The following is a 16,786-nucleotide window of genomic DNA, read 5'->3' on the forward strand; positions in this document are numbered from 1 at the left end:
GGATCTGAGTTAATAGTACGTACACTTCTAGTACGCGTGCTTCTAGTTGCGTGTAGATATTGTTTTCATAAATGCTGCTAACATTCTTGCTAGCTCTTCTGACTCTTGAATCCAATCAAGAGCTAAGTTTTTGTCGATAAAGCCAGCTTGCATTCCTATATAGGCTTGAGTTTTAAACTCTCCTATTGAAGCTTTAGAAATAGATAAAAACCTATACTTTTCTTTGTTTGTTTTTCTTTCTAATCCTTCAGCAATATTTGAAGGAACAGATAGAGCTGAACGGGTTATTTGATCTTTGAAGCCAAATTCTTTTGAAGTACTTAACGCTTTATAAACATTAACACTTAATTGACAACTTCTTTGCCACACTTTCAAATTTTCATATTGCATAATTAATCATCCTTGATTTTGCTTAGTTAAATAAGGATAGACTAATTTTAGTGCAATGCTTTAAGTTTAGGCACGCTTCCGCCCATTGGTTTGGCTCCAAAAGGCAGGCATTTCGTAGAAATGCGGTTTTGAATTTTAGATCCTGAAACGAGTTCAGGAAATGGTGTATCTTATACTTCTATGGTTGGCGTGAATTTATTCGCGCGTTATAGCCTTAGCTAACTCCCCTTCGGGGATTACGTCCGAATGAATTCGGACCAACCAGGTTTAAATTAATCGTTTTAACGTCCGAATGAATTCGGACCAATCGTTTTATTGGCTCCTGAAACAAGTTCAGGAAATGGTTTCCCGCCTCGGCTTTGGCATCCTGCGTCGCTCTACCTCCCCCATCCATGGAGTCGTTCGCGGGAATGACGGCATTTTTAATCTAGTTTTTCGAAAGATTGATTTTCTATTACAACTTCGTTTTGTTGGCCAAGCATGTTAATTAATAATATGCTGCGTTCTAAGCCGTTTTTTACTTGGTATATAGCCTGTAGGCCTTTAAATGGGCCGTCGCTTATTTCCACTTTTTCACCCGAGGTGAAATTAAGCATTTGTTCAAGGCTTTGGTTGCTTTCACCGTCTTTTACATCACCCTTTATTTTTTCTATCAGGTTTGTTTGTATGGTTGCATGGTTTAAACCAAAACGAACAAAACTGCCCACACCTCTTGTTGAACGAATAGCATTAAAATTTGCTTCGCTGTCGTTAAGGTTTATAAATAAATAATTAGGGAATAGAGGTACCAGTGATACCGACTTAACTCCTTGTCTTTTTATTACCTTTGAAATTTTCGGTAAAAACACCTCAAAGCCTTGTGAGGTTAAATTGTCAAACGCACGCTGTTCTTCCCTAGACTTACTAGTTAAAAGAAACCACTTTTGCTTGTCGCCGTTTGACACACACTTCCCTTGTAACTTAGTAACCAAGAAAAAAGTGAATTACTTTATTCGTGATGATTATTTACTTTTTTACTGTAAAAAGAAACATTCGAAATGAATTAAAAATGCATTACTTTGTTATCTACGGTTAACATTGATTTTTGCAATTACAATGGCAAGTTCTCCACCACTTGTTAACATCATGATAATATCAGTTGTTGTTTGCAATAAATGACTTAAAGTTTGTACGTTCACACAAATTTTGAGCGGGTGCATTATAAGTAAATAGCTTGGGGAATACCATCAATTTGTTACAATATGTAATTAAATTACAGTTCTGTTACGTGCAGTAATTTTAAAGTAGGTATTTTAATCTCATTGACAAGCATTTGAATAAAGATGTTTGGTTAATTAAATACCCGTTTGATAAAACGAATTAGGAATTTAGGTTTGTACAGCATGATTAAATGGCGCATTATGTGTTTTAGTCGCCCGCTTAATAAAGCAAAGCCCCCTCTTCACCATAGGAAACTTTTATACTCTCTTTATTATAGCTTTTAAGCGCTTTGATAAAATGGCAAAGCGTTGATTTAAACGTTGTCTTTTTACAAATAAGATAGAGGCTTATTGATTTGTTTTCCCATTTCCGCTAATTGCATTGACTAATCGAAGGATGTATAACAAACATCAAACTACGCTCACCTAACAGCCTTGCGTTAGGTAAACTTTTTTAGGATTTAGATTTATGATGATCAAACGTATCTACCAAGTACACTTCTGAGCAAGAGCTACTAAAACATGGTATGGCTTCATTATTTAAGGCGACTTGTATTGCTTCGTTTACTGACAATGTATTGGCAGCACATATTTTACCAGTATGCTCTGTCGAAATTAACTCAGGCATTCCTCCTAGGGTAACAACGACACAAGGCGTACCACAAGCCAGTGCTTCTACAATAGTATTTGGTTAGTTATCTTGCAATGAGGGAGCCACAAACAAATCGGCACTATTGTAAATACAACTTATAATGCTTTGATCTGCTATATGTCCTAACGCATGTCATGCATTGTCCACACAATAGGTTTTATAATCTGAGATGTTTCCTTTACAGACAACATTTCCCATGCGCTCCAATGAAGGTTAACTACATCAGGGTTAATTTAAGCTAATAAACCATTACTTAAAAAGTTCAAAGTATAAAAGGTTTTTACTTAATGTGTTTTTCAGTTTAAGTATGGTGTTAGCAACTCGCGCCATTGTTTTTTTTAAGGCGAGTGAATAATAAAGGCTTCAAAACGTAGCGTGGTTGGTAAATTTATTAATCACTAGATAAATCAACTTATTTACTTTCAATAAACACAACTTAAGCATACAATTTAATATGTTGAAACTATTATAATAAAAACAAACAGCAGTTAATAAATTGCTAAAATGCGTTTAATTTGAATGAACTTACAAACAAAGTTTAAAAGCTTACTAAAGCATGAAGGAGCCATGAAGTATTTAACAAATACTTCATGGCTTTTTGTTGAGAAAATTATCAGGCTAAGTGTTGGGCTTTTTATTGGTGTATGGTTAGCACGCTATTTGGGGCCTGAACAATTTGGATTGTTCAGTTATGCTCAAAGTTTTGTCGCTTTATTTGCTGCAATTGCCACGTTAGGGTTAGATAATATAGTAATAAGAGAGCTGGTAAAAGACTCTAAGTTAAGAGACCAATTACTTGGAACAGCATTTTTCTTAAAGTGTTTCGGTGCTCTCCTATTATTGCTCTTAATTTCGGTATCAATATTGTTTTCCAGCAATACATCTTATACAAACCATTTAATTTTTATTATTGCCTTAGCCGTCGTTTTTCAAAGTTTTAATGTAATAGATTTTTATTTTCAATCAAAAGTACGAAGTAAATTTGTTGCCTTTGCAAATTTTTATTGCTTACTAATATCATCATTTGTAAAAATCTATCTTATCGTGAACCAATGGCCATTAATTGCATTTGCTTATGTTTTATTATTTGACAGTTTTATATTTGCTTGCGGTTTAATTTATTTCTACAAAGGCCAAGGGTTATCTTATTGTGACTGGTATTTTGATAAAAAACTTGCAAAAAGTTTAATAAAAAAAAGTTGGCCATTAATATTAAGCGGTATTGTTATTTCTATATACATGAAGGTTGATCAGATCATGCTCAAGCACATGTTAGATGAATTTGCTGTTGGGCAATACGCTGCTGCAGTTCGTCTGAGTGAAGCTTGGTATTTTATTTCAGCAGTATTATGCTCGTCTTTATATCCAGCAATTATTAATGCAAAAGAAACGTCTTCATCACTTTACACATCACGATTACTAAGTTTTTATAAAATAATGATATGGATAGCCATTACTATTGCCATTCCTGTTACCTTTACCGGTGACTTCATTGTTAACGTTTTATACGGTGAACAATACAATGCTGCCAGCAGTGTATTAATCATTCATATTTGGACCGCTGTATTTGCGTTTTTGGGTGGTGCAAGTAACCATTGGCTAATAACTGAAAATTTACAAAAATATGCTCTTATCAATACCATATTAGGTGCGGTATTTAATATATTATTAAACTATTATCTTATTCCTATATGGGGTATTGAGGGTGCGGCATGGTCTACCCTAATTTCATATTGTATTGCTGCATATTTAAGCTTAATGCTATTTAAAGCCACAAGAAGTAATTTTGTTTTACTAACAAAAGCATTTTTACTGAGAAAAGCGTAAAAATAATAAAATGTATTCTGTACAGTTAACTAATGAGTAAAAAAATTTTTATGATCTATTGTAAAATTTGTAACAATGAGTCTAGCTTTATATTCAATACTATAATATTGAAAAAACATAACGTTAAATATTACCAGTGCGATCATTGTGGTTTTTTGCAAACCGAGTTCCCCTATTGGCTTGAAGAGGCTTATACCGAATCTATTAATTTATCTGACACCGGGTACTTGCTAAGAAACCAAGTTTTGGCAACACAAGTTTCTACTTTATTGATTTGTTTTTTTGACATAAAAGCCAAGTTTGTTGACTATGCTGGTGGCTACGGTGTTTTTGTAAGAATGATGCGCGATATTGGCTTTGACTATTACTGGGATGATAAATATACGTCAAATTTGTTTGCTAAAGGGTTTGAAGCAAACAAAAATCAACAGGTTGAAGTAGTAACTTCATTCGAAAGTTTAGAGCATTTTGTTGACCCATTAAGTGAAATTGAAAAAATGCTAACAATATCAAACACTATCATGTTTTCAACAGAACTAATTCCTGAGTCAAAATCACCTGATCCTAAATGGTGGTATTTGGGTTTAGATCACGGGCAGCATATATCATTTTATAAAACAGAAACATTAGATTTTATAGCCACTAAATACACGCTTCATTATCAAAAATTTATGGGGATCCATATTTTAAGCAAACAACAATTATCACCAATTAAATTATTTATCGCTAAAATATTAATCAAATTAAAATTAAATACTTTGCTTTTAAAATCAGTTAATTCAAAAACAATTTCCGATTTTAATTTGCTTTCAAGGTAAACATTGAAATGAAAGTAGCTTACGATGGAAATATATTTTTATCACAGAAATATGGTGGAATTTCTCGTTATTTTAATGAGCTCTTTTGTCAATTTGATCAACAACAAGAAATTAATTACATGGTGTTTTCACCATTATTTATCAATAGTTACTTACATCAAGTCGATCCTAGTATAGTTTATGGAAAAAAAATAAATAAAATTCCAAATAAAATGGGCAGGCTGTTAACGGCTTATAATCTTCTATTATCCAATAGTGCTATGAAAAAATGGCAGCCTGATCTCATACACGAAACATATTATTCAAATTTTAATGTTGGTAATAAAAGTTGTCCTAAAGTAATTACCGTTCACGATATGATCCATGAAATTTATCCAAGCTCCTTTTTAGCTAATGATCCTACGGCTAAGTACAAGCGTAATGCCATTAACCGAGCAGATCATATTATTGCTGCTTCAGAAAACACCAAGAAAGACTTAATAAACATAGCTGGTGTAACAGAAAATAAAATTAGTGTTGTACATCATGGAGTAAGCCCTATACCAGGTGAAGCTAAAACCGTTCCAGAAGCTTTTGATGGGTCATTTTTACTTTATGTAGGTTTGCGACAGGGCTATAAAAACTTTGAAAATTTGATAAAGGCCTATGCATCTTCTCCAAATTTGAAATCTGATTTTACAATAGTCACCTTTGGCGGTGGAGCCTTTAGTAAGGGAGAACTAAATTTATTCAAACAGTTAAAAATACCCCATAATTGCATCATTAACATGCAAGGAAATGACCAACAGTTGAAATATCTATACACAAAAGCTGCAGCCTTTGTGTACCCGTCATTATATGAGGGTTTTGGCATGCCTCCTCTTGAGGCTATGTGCTACAACTGTCCTGTTATTAGTAGTAACAGTAGTTCAATTCCAGAAGTAGTTGGAAACGCAGCATATTTTTTTAACCCGTTAGACATTGAAGATTTAGTGTATGCAATCCAGCAGGTTGTGTACTCTGACCAAATAAGAGAAAACCTAATTAAACGTGGACAACAACAGCGAGAATTATTTTCTTGGCAAAGGTGTGCCTCACAAACTTTAGATGTATATAACCGTTTTAGTAAATCTTAAAAGTTTATTTTGAAGTATATTTTTTTTGCCCTACAAACCAAAATAGCATAATCAACACATACGTAAATAAAAACACAAATAAATGATCCTCATCTGTAAATACAACAGATAAAGCCAACGGCAATAAAATAAATACGTTAATACTTAATACGCCTATAGAGGTGCTTAAGTGGCTATTAATATGATTGCTAATTTTTTGATATAAGTGCTCGTTATGAGCTGAAAATAGATTTTTTTTTCTAAATAATCTTGATGTTAAAGTTAATGTAGCATCTACAATAAAAACTGAGAGCAGTATTAACCAAACCCATAGCATTTTTTCATTTTCTTGATAACTTAACAGCATTAATACACCAAGCATAAAACCAATAAAGCCACTACCTACATCACCCATAAATATTTTAGCTTTGGGGAAATTAAGTAGTAGAAAACCGCAAATACTAGCAGCAAATAACCAATGCTGTGTTATTAACTTTGACTCTGGGTTTAATAAATAAAGACACACTCCGGCAAAAAACGTTGCTGTAATGGCTTCTATAGCAGCTAACCCGTCTATGCCATCCATAAAGTTATACAGATTAATTAACCACACTAAACCAATAATGGTTAATACTGTGCCAACAATGCCTAGGGTAATGATTGAATCAAACAACTCTATTTGGGTTACACCGCCCACTATTAATACAAACGTGCTTGCAGTAAGTATATGAACAACAATTCGAACTTTGGCAGATACATGCGCATGGTCATCAATAAAGCCAATAATGGCTAATGGCAAACTGGTGAATAAAATGATGATCTCTAGAGATGTTTCAAGGTATTGGTACCAAGCGAGTAAAGCGATTGTAATTGAATAAACAATTACCACTCCTAGACCTCCCCCTCTTGGGGTTGGGTTTGTATGAGAGCTGCGCTCATTGGCAATATCTATTACATTATGTTTAATGGCGTAACGTCTTACTAGCTCAGTGAGTAACAAGGTTAATGCAAAGATTAATGGGTAAATCCATAGACTCATAATCGGCTCTTTATTGTTTGGCAATTAACGGTTTTACTTAATGCGTGTTCAGTACTAATCACCGGCTGCCAATTGAGTAACGCTTTGGCTTTATTTGGGGATATTTGTAAATTTTCGAGCAAGCGTAACGCTTGCTGTTTTAGGCCAATAATTATAAGAGCGAAAGATAATAATTTTTGGGGTATAGCCATTAGCCTACTTTGTTTGTTTAAAGCTTTTGATATTTGCGTTAACAATTGTGTTGAAGATAAGTCATTATCGTCACTGATCAAAAACGTTTGATTAGCTGCTTTAGGGTGCTTACAGCAAAGCTCGATAAAGTGAGTTAAATTATCTATTGCCACTAAGCTGCGCTTATTTTTAATTGCTCCAAACGGCAATGGAATACCCTTTTGTACATAACTGATCATTTTTGCAAAGTTTGCTTTTACGCCAGGGCCGTAAACTAGCGGTGGCCTGATAATCACCAAGTCCATACTTGTGTTTGCTGTTAACTCGGCTAATTGCATTTCTGCTTCTAATTTAGAAATTGCGTAAGGATCTGTTGGCTTTGGCTCATCTAATTCAGTAAAGGGCTTGTCTGGTAACGTTGATTCACCATTTACCTTTATGCTGCTAATAAATATAAAACGCTTAACACCTGTGGCCATTGCTTGTTTAGCAAGTTCTACTGTGGCTTTGGTATTTACTTCGCGATATACAGTTAAAGGATCAGTCGATTTGTCGTTTAGTAAATGGACCCTTGCGGCGCAGTGGATAACAACGTCAATATTGGCTAAGGCTGTTTGCCATTTTAATGATGGATTAAAATTATCGTAAATAAATTGTTCAGTTTGAGGCAATTCTAAGCATGCATGCCTGGTACCGGCGGTAACAGTATGGTTTTGTGTTATTAAGTACTTTGTTAAGTGTTTACCTACAAAGCCATTTGCGCCAGTTATTAATATGTTCATCATTCTTTTTGTTGTGGGTGTATAAAGATGAAAGCTTTAAAGCTAGAGAGCTTCAAGCTTCAAGCTTCAAGCTTCAAGCTGAGTATAAAAGCAAAGCAATTAAATACTCTATTGTATTCCTAAATTCATTTCAGGATCTCAATTTTTATTTTTGCACTCATCAATACATTAACCGTTTTTTTTGAAATATAAAATGATTCCCAAAGAGCCACCTTGATCAATGTGTTCTATATGCCAATTATTTATTTTAAATCGATGTAATATATTAAAAATAGTATTTAAATCATAATGGTTCATTTGCATTAAAGGGTCAGTAGCGTACTTCCCTTTCCATAAATGAATAAAGTATTGCGTAAATGGTATATATGTTCTGGCAAATTTTACTAAAGAGTTTACTTTCCCTTTTTTTCCATAAGTAAAGTGAATTACACCGACTCCTTTAGGAACAAGTTTACTCAATAATTTATAAAAAATTTGCTCTCCAATTTTTATAGGAATATGCTGAAACACTATAAAGGAGTGGATAAAGTTAAATGTTAAATTGTTATTATAAAAGTCATCATCACTTTTAAAAAAATTAACATTTTTTATTTTTTGGATCTCTTTATTTCTATTAGCTTCATCTAGCATAGATTGAGAAATATCTACACCAATAACTGTCTCTGAGCATTTACTTAATGGTATAGCCAAGCGTCCAACACCACAGCCAAAATCTAATGTATTGATCAACTTAAAATCATGGCAAATGAATCGCCTCACATTATTTATAATGTTTTCAATATAAACGTCACCAGATTGAAAGAATTCAGCCTTATTTTCAGCTGTTAGTTTAGAATTACGAAATTTATCTTCAGTACAAACACCATAATACGGGTTGTTTTTGCCAAATTTTTCCCATGCCTTATCTGTTGAGCTCATATTTTTACTTACCTATATTATCTATTGCGTAATAAACCTGTGATATTCTAACTCTAAATTAGAATGAGGTTTGTTCTTCTAAATTAACTTTAGGATTTGACTCATCACTTTCTAGTTTATGGCTATAAGCTTTTATTCTTCACTAACTCTAACATTTTAAACGGTATTTTTAATAATACTAATGCTAAATTGGTGTAAATTTTATTATTTTTACACGCTTTTACTATTTCTTGGTTAAGTATTAAACGGCTCTTTAAGCTTTGTGTGCTTGCACCGCCCATACGCATTTTGACTATCACTTTATCTAATTTTGTATAACTAAGTTTATGTACTAAAAGTAACCTTACAAACATTTCATAATCGGCTGAAATTTTATAGTCAGTTTTATACAAACCGTATTGTTCATACACACTGGCTTTTATGAATGTGGCTGGGTGTGGCGGCATCCAGCCGAAGCGTAGCTTGTAGGGTTTAAAGTTTTTAGCTGAATAATGGCGAACTGTTCGGTTAACATTATCAGGGTTTACATAGATAAGTTCACCAAAAATCATATCAGTGTTTTTTTTGCTATAAATGTCAGCAATGTTTTCTATTACTTCAATATTGGTATAAAAATCATCTGAATTTAAAATACCTATAACATCACCAGTCGCAGCGCTTATGCCCTTGTTCATTGCATCATAAATGCCGTTGTCTGGTTCGCTGATTATGGTTTGAATACTGTCTTTATATTGGTTAACAATTGCTATGGTTTGATCTGTTGATGCGCCGTCCACAATAATGTATTCAATATTTTGATAAGTTTGCGCTAGCACCGACTCTATGGTGTCTTTAATGGTTTGTTCACTGTTATAACACACAGTGATTATTGATATTTTTAATATTGGGGGCACAGAAATATCAGCCATGTTTAGGTAAGCTCCTGATAAATTTTCTGTGTTTGCTCAAAACACCTTTGCCAGCTAAATTTTTCAGCTTGCTTAAACCCTAGTTGTATATATTTATTTCTTTCTTGAGATTTTGTTAATATCGTAAGTGCTTCTGCTATCGCATTTACATTTGCTTCATTTAATAATAGCGCCGCACTTCCCGCCACTTCAGGTATTGATGAAGCGTTTATCGCTATTACCGGACACCCTGCTTGCATTGCCTCTAAAATAGGAATACCAAAACCTTCATAGCTCGATGGATACAACAAACAATGTGCCTGATTATAAAGTTCATTTAAATCTAGCTCACTAACAAAACCTTTATATAGATAGCGAGTAGGTAAATGATGATTTAAAAATGCCAATTCTGACTCTGTCAGGTGTCCGCCGCCAGCTATCATTAAGCTTAAATCCTTAACTTTAGCTACGCTTAACACTGCTTGAGTGAAGTTTTTATATCGCTGCCGGCTTCCTACAAATAAAGCAAAAGAGGCTTCACCTGAGCCTGGTTCTACATCGGTTAAAGGCTTAAAACTATCGGCTGCACCGTTATACACCACTCTAATTTTTGATGCTGATATAGGGCTGTATGTTTGTAAATCATTGGCTGTGTTATTCGATACACAAATTACAATATCACTGGTTTTTATGGCCTTGTTTTTCTGCCAAGAATGCACTGTTTTAGGTATGCCTTTTACATAACGCTCATAGGTGAAGTCATGTACCGTTGTAACCTGTGGAATGCTTGCTTTGGTTAGCCGATAATAACTTGAATGAAATACTGAATTAGGCTGTTCATTAGTTTCAATACAAATATTACTAGGAAAAATAAAATCTCTGTAACGCTCTAGCATTCGTGCAGGATTTGTCTCTAAGTTGTTTGGTTGTTTATGTAATGGCTTGCCTAGCCATGTGTAATCATTAGGGTTACTGCGCTTTAATAATTCATCAAAGTATACGCTAATTCCACCAGAGCTCTGTAAGCTTGTAATTATGCCGTCGTAATATATGTGTGGGTTCATTATTTAGCCCCCCGACTCAACAACTGCATTATTTTACAACTAAAGTAAGCGCGGGTTAGTCTGTAAAGCCATTTAATTTTATCTAAAACTGATAAAGGAAAATATTGCTGATAAGCAATTTTACTATTTTGAAGGGAAGAAACTCGTTGAACGTCAGAAACACCTCCCGCAGCATAATTTGCTACCACTAAGTTCGGTAACTTGAAAAACTTAGCTTTTAAATGTTTTAAGTGACAATAAAGTTCATAATCACCCGCACTGGCAAAGTTTAATGAATAAGGGCATTGTTTTAGTATATCACTTTTGAAAAAAGTACTTTGGTGACAACACACCATTCCTTGTGACAAATAATGAATTGATTTTGCCTTGTTTATACCATCGTTTACTCTTGAACCTTGAACATTATGATCACCATATATCACATCAAAGCCATGCGGATTTTTATCATGGCTGTGTATGTAATTGAAAACATCTTCAATAACAGAATTATTGTAATAACTATCACCACAATTCATAAAGTTAATGTAGTCGCCAGTTGCAAGGCTTACGCCTTTGTTCATGGCATCGTATATGCCTAAATCTTGATCGCAAATGACTTGATCAATATTCGCTTTGTTTTTTTCAATGATTAATGGCGTATTATCAGTTGATTTGCCATCAACAATTATGAATTCAATATTTTTGTACGTTTGCTCAACAATAGAATTAATGGTGTGCTGCAGTTGTTTATCACCATTAAAAACAACTGTCACAATAGAAATTTTAGGTTGCAATTTAGTCATGGTTAATAAAACTTCACTACTGCTGATTGTTTAAAAAAACAATATCACAGCTGCTTTCAGTTGGTTTGAAACCACTTGGGGCATTGCGCAATGTGTTAGACAGCTTTTCAATGTCATATTCTTCACAAGCTAATGTTAACTCTTGCAAGATAGGCTCTAACTCTTGCCAAGTAAGCGAGATTTCATTTGCGGTCATAATTAATTCATGGCCAGTTGGTTGAGCCTGCTTGTTTATTAATAACTCTTCATAAAGTTTTTCACCTGGGCGTAAACCGGTTATTAATATTTCTATGTCGCCGTCCGGGCTTTGTTCATCTTTAACCTGCAGGCCCGTTAACTGCACCATGTTTTTTGCCAGATCATATATTTTTACCGGTTCACCCATATCAAGTAAAAACACATCGCCGCCCATGCCCATCGCGCCCGCTTGAATTACTAATTGTGCCGCTTCAGGTATGGTCATGAAGTAACGGTTAATGTCTTTATGGGTTAACGTTATTGGCCCACCTTGCTTTATTTGTTGCTTAAATAATGGCACTACCGAACCACTTGAACCAAGTACATTACCAAAGCGCACCATACAAAAACGCGTGTTGTGTTGTTGTTTTGCGAGAGCTTGTAGTATTAGCTCGGCCATGCGTTTGGTGGTGCCCATAATATTAGTTGGCCTTACCGCTTTGTCGGTAGAAATTAATACAAAGGTTTCTACGTTTGCTTCTATTGCTGCTTGGGCTGTATTTAACGTGCCAAAAATATTATTTTGCACGCCTTCAACCACGTTATTTTCAACTAAGGGCACATGTTTATAGGCTGCTGCATGGTATAAAGTTTGCACTTTTAATGAACTGATAACTTGTAAAATTCTAGTTTTGTTTTGCACTGTACCAATAAGTGCATGCACGATAATGTTGCTATGGTGTTTGCGAATATGGTTATTAAGCTCTTGTTGAATTTGATAAAGGTTAAATTCGCTATTATCAAATAAAACGATTGAGTTGGGGTTTTGTAGAATTATTTGCCGGCAAAGTTCAGAGCCTATAGAACCACCTGCGCCGGTTACCATAACAACTTTTTGATCGATGTCTGCTTTTAATAGTTCAGGATTTGGTGGCACCGCGTCACGGCCTAGTAAATCTTCAATAGACACTTCAATTAAGTCATCTATTTTTGCTTTACCACTAACAATATCGGCCATATTAGGAACGGCTAACACTTCTACCGAAAATGGCTCTAAATGATCAATAACCAATGCTTTGGCTTTTTTACTCGCCCTTGGTATAGCAAGTAATACATGCGATATATTATGGTTTGATATTAACGACTTTAATTCTTGTTTTTTATAAACACTTAATCCATTTACAGTAAGGCCTTGCAACTTTTTATCGTCGTCTATAAACGCTACTGGGTTATATTCTTTACCACTTTGTAATGCATGAATTAATTGCCTGCCAGTAGAGCCAGCTCCGTAAATTAATATATTCGATTTTTTCTCTTGCAGTACTTTGTTTACCCAGTTGCGCAGGGTTAAGCGACTACCCGCACTAAAAACAAATAAAAATGTGGCGTAAATAATCGGAATAGATCGAGGCAAAAAGGAGTCGAGAACGAGGGAAAGAATAACTAAAGCAACAGATGATAAAAATACAGCCTTGGCAATTGCTGATAATGCTTGAAAACTTAAATAACGAATGACTGCGCGGTATAACCCTAATTTGATATTTATATAAATACTAAATGGGATTAAAAACAGCACCGTTTGCCAATGCTCTTGGTTTGTAAATTCAACTAGGCTGGAAAGACGTAAAAAATAAGCGAGCCAAAAAGCACAAATAATAAACATGGCATCAATTAAGATGCTAATAATGCGTTTATATGGTCTTGATAAGGTTAAGAGTACTTCCATGCGCTTAGTTTTAAATCTATTTTTGTTTTTATACTGTTAATGATAATGGGATTCTATTGGTTAGTATAGTCGAAAGTGACAGAAGGTCATCCCGTACTCCTTCTTTGGTCTTCCCGTACTACTCTTCCGACTTCTCGTACTACTCTTCCGACTTCTCGTACTACTCTTCTGACCTCTCGTACTACTCTTCCGACTTCCCGTACTTGTTACGGGATCCATTTAGTAATTAGAAAACAGAACATTACTTCCTGAACTTTCTTCGGTATCTAATTTAACTATTTTTAATTCGCTGTATTAATCGTTTTACGTATTTGGGTCTTATTAGTTTATTGAGGTGGTGGTAAAAGTGTTTTAATCGTCCAACCAACAAAGGGAATCGCCCTTTGTTACCGTAAACTATCAAAATAGACTCTGCGCCATAGCCATTTAGTACTTTTTTAATATGACCGTACTTTTCTGATCCACTTTGTCTTTTTACATATAAATTAATACATTCAGCTAGGTGCTGCTGTGGTAAATCATTTGATGCGGCAATGGGGGTTTGTAAACGTAATAATTTTTCAGCGGCAAATAAATGTGCGTGCAGCACAGGTAAATAATCTTTGTTATCAAATTTAACTAACACTTGCTGCCAGTCTATTTGGTTGCCATGTGTTGTAACCAATGCAGCCAAGTTATAGAGTTGCCGCCAATCAATAATTGTATCTTGATAAGCAGTGTGCGAAAGCTCGCTGTGCGCAATGGTTAATAATATTTGCTGTGTAGGCACCATTTGTAATACCGCTAAGTCTTCACTTAATGGTAAGTTTATTGCCTGTTGCCATACGTCGTTTGTGGATAAAATATCTTTATATTTTTCTTTTAATGCCCAGCGGTGTAATTCAACACAGCAATGCCCACCTTGCTGTCTAAATAGTGGTGGAGCGTGATGGTGATTTACGCCTATATTATCTAACTCTTCTAATGATTGTGTGTAACCATGTTGATGAAATAACTGTGTAGCCTGTTGCCATTTATCTTCTGGTACCAATAAATCAATATCGGTCATAAAGCGGTTACTTATTGGTTTAAATACACCATTAAACAAACTGGCACTCCCCTTTAAGATAACAACAGGAATATCATTGTCTTTAAGAATTTGGCAGGCAAATATCGCTTCTTGTTTAATGCCTTGGTTGCGCTGGTTATAGAACTGTTCTAATTCAGTTAAGTAATCTTTTAATTCTTGATCAAGTGTTTGCCAAACGTTGCTTTTTTTTAAGCTGTTGTGCAGTGCTCCACCAAGCCAGTAGGTATTTACTAGAGTAATTAACGGCAAGCGAGCATCTTCATCGAGTAAAGTAATTAATTGTTCTGAGTTATGTTGCTCAGGATGAGTTAACCACATGCCCATATCAATAAAGGTTTGCTCGGTGATTTTTGCTTGTGGTGTGTGCTGAGTTACTGCTTGCATAGTTGCTCTACCAGTTGTTGGGCTTGTTCACTGTTTGCATAGGTCATTTGGTATGCACTTATTTTTTCACAATATTGAATGAGTTGGTCTACCCTGTCTGGTGTTAATTCTACTCCTAGCTGGTAACCACCGTTAGTTACTAGGGCTATGGTTTCTACTACGGATAGTTGTGTTGCGTTTGGGGTTGCTTCTTTTTGATAGTTTGGGCTGAGCAAAAAGGTTGATGTGTTAGGTACTTCGTCTAAGGTATTAGGAACTAGGAACGAGGAACTAGGTGCCCCATCAACTTCTTCCTGACGTAAGTCAGAATCTATTCCTTTTAATTGCGCTTCGTTTGAAGAATCCGTATCAATTACAGAATGACTGCTCAGCGCTTCGCTTGTGGTTTCCCGAACAAGTTGTGAATGACTGCTCAGCGCTTCGCTTGTGGTTTCCCGAACAAGTTGTGAATGACAGTTCCCACCATTGTCATTGCCGCGTTCCTCTTCACCATTGCCGCATTCCTCTCCGTCATTGCCGCGTTCCTCTTCATCATTGCCGCATTCCTCTCCGTCATTGCCGCGAAGGCGGTAATCCATGCCTGCTATTTGCTCTGGCCATATGTATTTTAATATACGGCCGTCTACTCTATGCCATTCTGGTTGGTCAACAATTTCAGGGTAAAGCTTAGCAATGTGTTGCCAGCTGCCCGATTTAATTGCCATTGGTAGGGCTAGTGTTGTTAAATTAAAATCATTGTTTAATGCTATGATTTCATCTGAATATACTGAGAAGTTTTGCTTTGATAGCTCGGCTGTTAGTGTTGATTTTCCTGCCCCTGATACGCCAGGTAGGAGGATGGTAACAGAGGGGCACGAGGAATTAGGTGCTAAGGACGAAGGACTAAGGGATGAGGAGCTAGGAACTAGGAATGAGGAACTAGGAGCTCCCTCGTCGTCATTACCGCGCTCTTCTCCGTCTTCCTCGCGCACGACTCCAGGGACGGAGGAGGTAGAGCGAAGCAGGATGCCAGAGCCGATGCGGGGATCCATGTTTTTTTGTTCTGACGCTTCGCTTGTGGTTTCCCGAACGAGTCGGGAATGACGACTTTCAGTTTCACAGGAGTATTTCCCTGCTCCGTCACATTCACGCGCTCCTCCGTCATTAACGCGAAGGCGGTAATCCATTGTTGTTAACGCAGCGCCGTGAAAACCAAAACAGTAGTCACTGTGCTGGTAAGCGAGTATTTGTAAACGGTCTATAAACACTGGTATTACTTGATTTTGTTTTAAGCCTTCTTCAACTACAATATCGTTTGATATAAGTAAGTAGTTACCCTTATATATTGCGATCTCAATAGCAAACTGTACTTCGTTTGGCGTAGTTATTTGAATTGGTGCAAGTAGAGCTTTGATCTCGGATAGTAAGCGTTCATCATCACAGGTTATGGCAAAGGTCGCGCTGGCTACTTTTACGCAAAATGCGTGCTGTTGTGGTTGCTGAATTATATGATTTTGCAGTTCAGGGTATAAACCATCGGCATAAGTTCTTTGCTCTTGTGTATTTTTAAATAATACTTTTACTTGCTCTAAGCTTGGCTTAAGTTGCTCTTTGCTTAGATTACTGTGCTGTTGTAATTCAATTATTGCTTGCTCATTCGTTAAGCCTTCATCTAAGGCAATTAACAAAGCAATAGATATTGGTTCAATTTGTGACAGCTCTTTTTGACCTTGATGGAATACTAAGCCTTTATCCTCACTTAACCATAACGTTAAATGAGGAGCGTTTAGTTGAATTTTTTCAAACTGCATGGAAAGTATTTATAAAA

General features: G+C 35.6%; 15 protein-coding genes. 3 read left to right on the forward strand and 12 right to left on the reverse strand.

What is annotated here, in order from left to right:
- Positions 1–42: 42 nt before the first annotated feature.
- From RGQ13_RS13810 to RGQ13_RS20170, 3 genes are all read right to left on the reverse strand, one after another.
- Complete coding sequence (locus RGQ13_RS13810; RefSeq protein ID WP_348390326.1) at positions 43–390, reverse strand: four helix bundle protein; 348 nt, start codon at positions 388–390, stop codon at positions 43–45.
- Positions 391–812: 422 nt separating this feature from the next.
- Positions 813–1,334 (reverse strand): transcription/translation regulatory transformer protein RfaH, encoded by a 522-nt coding sequence (gene rfaH, locus RGQ13_RS13815; RefSeq protein ID WP_348390327.1) that lies wholly within the window; start codon positions 1,332–1,334, stop codon positions 813–815.
- Between the two features lie 709 nt (positions 1,335–2,043).
- Positions 2,044–2,271 (reverse strand): glycosyltransferase, encoded by a 228-nt coding sequence (locus RGQ13_RS20170; RefSeq protein ID WP_405054198.1) that lies wholly within the window; start codon positions 2,269–2,271, stop codon positions 2,044–2,046.
- Positions 2,272–2,808: 537 nt separating this feature from the next.
- Here RGQ13_RS20170 and RGQ13_RS13825 point away from each other — a divergent pair.
- The 3 genes from RGQ13_RS13825 to RGQ13_RS13835 all read left to right on the forward strand — a co-directional run bounded on the left by RGQ13_RS13825 (position 2,809) and on the right by RGQ13_RS13835 (position 6,001).
- Entirely contained in the window at positions 2,809–4,068 is a 1,260-nt protein-coding gene (locus tag RGQ13_RS13825; RefSeq protein WP_348390329.1) for a flippase, read from the forward strand.
- A gap of 245 nt (positions 4,069–4,313) precedes the next feature.
- The gene (locus tag RGQ13_RS13830) at positions 4,314–4,886 is read left to right on the forward strand and encodes a methyltransferase domain-containing protein (protein WP_348390330.1); all 573 of its coding nucleotides are present in this window, start codon (positions 4,314–4,316) and stop codon (positions 4,884–4,886) included.
- 8 nt (positions 4,887–4,894) lie between these two features.
- Positions 4,895–6,001, forward strand: coding sequence for a glycosyltransferase family 4 protein (locus tag RGQ13_RS13835; protein ID WP_348390331.1), 1,107 nt, complete (start codon positions 4,895–4,897; stop codon positions 5,999–6,001).
- Positions 6,002–6,005: 4 nt separating this feature from the next.
- On the opposite strand, the gene RGQ13_RS13840 is transcribed toward RGQ13_RS13835, so the two are convergent.
- From RGQ13_RS13840 to RGQ13_RS13880, 9 genes are all read right to left on the reverse strand, one after another.
- The gene (locus RGQ13_RS13840; protein WP_348390332.1) at positions 6,006–7,019 is read right to left on the reverse strand and encodes an MraY family glycosyltransferase; all 1,014 of its coding nucleotides are present in this window, start codon (positions 7,017–7,019) and stop codon (positions 6,006–6,008) included.
- Positions 7,016–7,975 (reverse strand): UDP-glucose 4-epimerase family protein, encoded by a 960-nt coding sequence (locus tag RGQ13_RS13845; RefSeq protein ID WP_348390333.1) that lies wholly within the window; start codon positions 7,973–7,975, stop codon positions 7,016–7,018. The genes RGQ13_RS13840 and RGQ13_RS13845 overlap by 4 nt, the downstream gene beginning before the upstream one ends.
- Positions 7,976–8,140: 165 nt before the next feature.
- A complete protein-coding gene (locus RGQ13_RS13850; protein ID WP_348390334.1) occupies positions 8,141–8,890 on the reverse strand; it encodes a class I SAM-dependent methyltransferase in 750 nt (249 codons plus the stop codon).
- 122 nt (positions 8,891–9,012) lie between these two features.
- Positions 9,013–9,798 (reverse strand): glycosyltransferase family 2 protein, encoded by a 786-nt coding sequence (locus RGQ13_RS13855; RefSeq protein ID WP_348390335.1) that lies wholly within the window; start codon positions 9,796–9,798, stop codon positions 9,013–9,015.
- A gap of 2 nt (positions 9,799–9,800) precedes the next feature.
- Positions 9,801–10,841, reverse strand: a complete 1,041-nt coding sequence (locus tag RGQ13_RS13860) for a glycosyltransferase family 4 protein (RefSeq protein ID WP_348390336.1) — start codon at positions 10,839–10,841, stop codon at positions 9,801–9,803.
- Positions 10,841–11,623, reverse strand: a complete 783-nt coding sequence (locus RGQ13_RS13865) for a glycosyltransferase family 2 protein (RefSeq protein WP_348390337.1) — start codon at positions 11,621–11,623, stop codon at positions 10,841–10,843. The genes RGQ13_RS13860 and RGQ13_RS13865 overlap by 1 nt, the downstream gene beginning before the upstream one ends.
- Positions 11,624–11,639: 16 nt before the next feature.
- Entirely contained in the window at positions 11,640–13,526 is a 1,887-nt protein-coding gene (locus RGQ13_RS13870) for a nucleoside-diphosphate sugar epimerase/dehydratase (RefSeq protein ID WP_348390338.1), read from the reverse strand.
- A gap of 271 nt (positions 13,527–13,797) precedes the next feature.
- Positions 13,798–14,979 carry a nucleotidyltransferase family protein gene (locus RGQ13_RS13875; RefSeq protein WP_348390339.1) on the reverse strand — a complete coding sequence of 394 codons (1,182 nt, stop codon included), beginning with the start codon at positions 14,977–14,979 and terminating at the stop codon, positions 13,798–13,800.
- On the reverse strand, positions 14,967–16,769 hold the full coding sequence (locus tag RGQ13_RS13880; RefSeq protein WP_348390340.1) for a hypothetical protein: 1,803 nt from the start codon (positions 16,767–16,769) through the stop codon (positions 14,967–14,969). Before RGQ13_RS13880 ends, RGQ13_RS13875 begins: the two co-directional genes overlap by 13 nt.
- Positions 16,770–16,786 lie beyond the last annotated feature (17 nt).

The organism is Thalassotalea psychrophila (genome assembly GCF_031583595.1).
GTDB lineage: Bacteria > Pseudomonadota > Gammaproteobacteria > Enterobacterales > Alteromonadaceae > Thalassotalea_A > Thalassotalea_A psychrophila.